Consider the following 3,934-nt stretch of genomic DNA (forward strand, 5'->3'; position numbering starts at 1 on the left):
CCTTTTAAATAATGTCATTGTATTTCTTATATGCTAACATCTGTATCTTAATGCTCATCAAGTACAGCCGTGATTTTAGGTGCTCTCAGTTCCTTTACTAAAATAAGAAAAGGACAGGCAACGATTAAGCATGATAATGCAAATATGATTTGGTAAACATTAATCGAAAATATTCCAAATACTAAACCTTTTTCATCTACGTGGCTATGAAGGAACTCTATTAGGCCACCAAAAATACAAGCTCCGATACCTGCTCCCATAAATAGGATAAGTTGATATACCCCCATAGAAGTCCCTCCGTTATTTTCTGTCGTAGATATAGAAGCAATAACTGCTGAAGCCGACATAATGAAAGCAAAACCTATAGCGGCAATGACAACGGTTAAGCTAATACTAAAAAGATTATGGTTAAATGAGTAGATGCTCATAAAAAACATACTGAACATGAAGATAAGTAAACCAGAAAACAAAATAGCAACTGGTCCATATTTATCAGTCAACTTACCAGCTAAGGGAGAAATACACGCAACCGCCAATGCGCCTGGCGCTAATATTAATCCAATTTTATCTTCGTTAATTCCATATTGATCACTCATGGCAAGAGGCAATACGAATAATAGCCCACCAAGATAAATAGCTTGTCCAACAAAAGCTGTAAAACTACCTTTAGCAAATTTAGAATTATTGAGTAATTTTATATCGATAAACGGATGGCTACTTTTCTTTAAATGCGATACTAGATTGATAAACAAAAATAAACCAAAGCTTATACTTATTAAGCTATAGAAATTAGAAATAGATTCCAATTGCAAAAATGAAATAGAAAGTAGTATGCAAATTATAGCTGTACCAAAAAGCAATACTCCTAGTAGATCAAGTTCTTGAATACGTCCTTTTTCTGATGGTGTGTTTTCTTCATCAGGCAATAGGCGGTGGCAAGCAGCTAGGATAGCGAGCAAACAAGTTGTACCAATAAATAAGCTATGCCAACCTAGAGTGCTTACTACAATGCCACCAATCACTGGTCCACAAGCCCCTCCTAATCCGATTGCCGCAGAAATTACACCAAAACTAATCCCACGACGCTCTAGAGGAAAAAACTTGGCTACTGCTCCAAAAGCTAGTGCAGGAATTGCTGATGAACCGATAGCTTGGACTGAACGTCCTACCACTAAAAACCAGTAGGATGGAGAAAATGAACACATTAAACACCCAATTCCAAAAATGCTGATAGCAATAATAAAAATAGGTTTTAACTTGAATAAATCAAGAGCTTTACCATATATTGCAGTACCTAACGCAAATACAGTTACATAGCTAGTAATGACCCAGCTAGCAAAGCTTGTTGGTATTGCATAGTCCTTTATGATTGCAGGGATTGCAACATTCATCATACTACTGTTCATTACACTGACAAAAGCAGCGAATGACAAAACTATCATCAAACTCAATCGATTAGTCTTAGATATTGTTTTCATAATTACCTCTAAATATTAAAACTAAGTATCCCCGTGTTACTGAGTATTCCGCCGAAATTTAACGTGCTGCCCCTGTCCTCTTGAACTTAATTCAATCCCCCATAGAGGGATAACACTATTTGCATAATTGGAATAACGAATATCTCCAATATAATGAGGTTTACCCGGCCACTCACTAAGCCAATCATCTGAAAATTTTTGAAATCGTTTAATATCAATTTGTTGCTGTGGACTCAATTGCGGCTCTACCGTCCATTTAGAAACTTTAAAGCGGGGCACTTTCCCACCAGGTTCTAGCACAAATCCATTCTTTGTTATTTTTAATCCATTGACGTAGTAGTTATCTTGGTATCTATATACTGAGCGCCAAGAAATAAGACTTGGTAACATAGGCATTACTCGTATTCTTTCTACTTGATGATCAAGACCTTGAGCGTAAGCCCGAATTAAGCTTATTGCCGAGTGATGCAATACAACTCCCAGCCCAAAGTAGGCAATGATTAACGATGCAACAGCGTGCCCTACCCACATTTTTGCTTTTGATAACCGTAGCCAGAGGTGAATCCCTAGCAAGCAAGTTACAACAGGATCGATAATGGCTATTCCATCCCAAGCATATCGCTGAGATGAAAAAGGCCAGAGCAATTGTGTACCATAAGAAGTATTCGCATCGAGTAAAATATGACTAAGATAGGCTAGCATCGCGTAGTAGTAACTACGCGACACGGTTAGTTTACCGTTCATTAACCAGCAGCCCCCCCATGCTGCCAGTGCACTTCCCAATGGTAAAAAAAGCAAAGAGTGTGAAAACTGACGATGAAACTCTTTTTCCAAAAGCGGATCACTCGCTGAACGTATAATCACATCTAAATCAGGAATCAAGCCTGCGAGTACGCCAACAAATAATGCTGCTTTTATCTCTTCATTATTCGCTTTTGCCAACTTAGCGACTGTAACGGTTATTCCCGCAGCTAATAGACCATGAGTGATAGAATCCATCGATCACCTACTTGATCAGTTAGCAACAAAAGGCATAAGTGCAGGCGCGTAACGTTCACCTTTAATACTGTCTACCGGTATTAAATTATTAAGTTCGCTAAGTTGTTGGTCGTTTAACTTAAATTCAACAGCATTGATATTAGTTTGAAGATGCTTAGGGGTAGTCATCCCAACCAAAGGTACAATGTCTTTCCCCTGATGTAATAACCAGACAAGAGCAAGTTGAGCCGGAGTCAAACCTATTTTTGTTGCGTAAGTAGTGAATTGGTACGCTAAGGACATATTGTAATCATAGTTATCACCCACTAGCCGAGGTGAATACATCATTTGTCCTTTGGAAAGCGTCTGTTTTTGAGCGCTGGCAGTTAAAATACCATCGGCTAAAATCCGATAGGGGACAACAGAGACTCCTAACTCTCTGCTGTAGGTAAAATATCTTTTTCAATAAAGCGACATACAGAAGAGTATTCAACTTCTAATGCACTGACTGGGTGTACAGCATGAGCTCGTTTAAGGAGTTCGCTACCAACTTCTGATACTCCTAAATAACGGACTTTACCATCATCAATCAGATCTTTTATAGCGCCAATAGTTTCTTCGTATGGCACATCTGGATCACATCGGCATGGCTGATACAAATCAATAACCTCGGTATTAAGCCGCTGTAATGTATAGGAAGCAAAATTTTTGATTGATTCAGGCCGACCATCTAAGCCGATAAAACGCTGGTTTGGGCCAAACATGGCACCACATTTAACACTTATAAACACTTCATCTCTACGACCTTCAATAGCTTTTGAGATAAGTGATTCATTATGACCTGAACCATAAAAATCAGCGGTATTTAAGAAGTTAATTCCTGAGTCAATTGAAGCCTGGATGGTTTTAATGCTTTGCTTGTCATCACGGGGTTGTATTAATGACATTCGGTTACAGCCAAGTCCAATACTTGAAACCTTTGGCCCTTGAAAACCTAATTGACGTAATTTCATATCTTCACCTCTAAAAATTCATACTAAATTTTGCTAACTTTTAGTATTTTGTTTGATTGAGATATAAAGAAAACTCCATATACGCAAAACAATTATTGAATAAATGCAACAATTGTCATTAATTGATAAGGATGCTGTCTTATATTAAAACAGAAGTTAAGTTACAGCCTTCGTAAAGTTGCATAAATATGCATTTTAGATTCTGCTAAAAAATATACTTATGATTACCTGTAGTAGGAAGTTGGCATCATTTAAATGTGGCTCGTTATAAGAAAATCTATGGAAATCAACTAGCGCTACCTACTACTGACTCATTACATTAACTAAAAAAGGGGCAGAAACGAGTTATGCTCGATGGTCTGCTATTGGACCTTAACTGAGCCCTGGAACGGATGGTGGGTTAGTTCTTATTTGTCTGTCAAATGAAGTTACAACCAAGAAGTTTAATTTAGATATAATAAACAG

At 37.7% G+C, this 3,934-nt stretch carries 2 protein-coding genes and 1 pseudogene; all 3 read right to left on the minus strand.

What is annotated here, in order from left to right; translation table 11 throughout:
* Positions 1-47: 47 nt before the first annotated feature.
* The 3 genes and pseudogenes from L1D51_RS20775 to L1D51_RS21885 all read right to left on the minus strand — a co-directional run bounded on the left by L1D51_RS20775 (position 48) and on the right by L1D51_RS21885 (position 3,469).
* Positions 48-1,478, minus strand: coding sequence for an MFS transporter (locus tag L1D51_RS20775; protein WP_239964731.1), 1,431 nt, complete (start codon positions 1,476-1,478; stop codon positions 48-50).
* Positions 1,479-1,514: 36 nt separating this feature from the next.
* Entirely contained in the window at positions 1,515-2,477 is a 963-nt protein-coding gene (locus L1D51_RS20780; RefSeq protein ID WP_239964733.1) for a metal-dependent hydrolase, read from the minus strand.
* 15 nt (positions 2,478-2,492) lie between these two features.
* Positions 2,493-3,469 (minus strand): annotated as a pseudogene (locus tag L1D51_RS21885) (aldo/keto reductase).
* Between the last annotated feature and the right edge of the window lie 465 nt (positions 3,470-3,934).

The organism is Pseudoalteromonas shioyasakiensis, assembly GCF_022398475.1.
GTDB lineage: Bacteria > Pseudomonadota > Gammaproteobacteria > Enterobacterales > Alteromonadaceae > Pseudoalteromonas.

Excerpts from the sequence above, each read along its gene's own strand:
- L1D51_RS20775 (WP_239964731.1), bottom strand. The coding sequence starts at position 1,478 with ATGAAAACAATATCTAAGACTAATCGATTGAGTTTGATGATAGTTTTG.
- L1D51_RS20780 (WP_239964733.1), bottom strand. The coding sequence starts at position 2,477 with ATGGATTCTATCACTCATGGTCTATTAGCTGCGGGAATAACCGTTACA.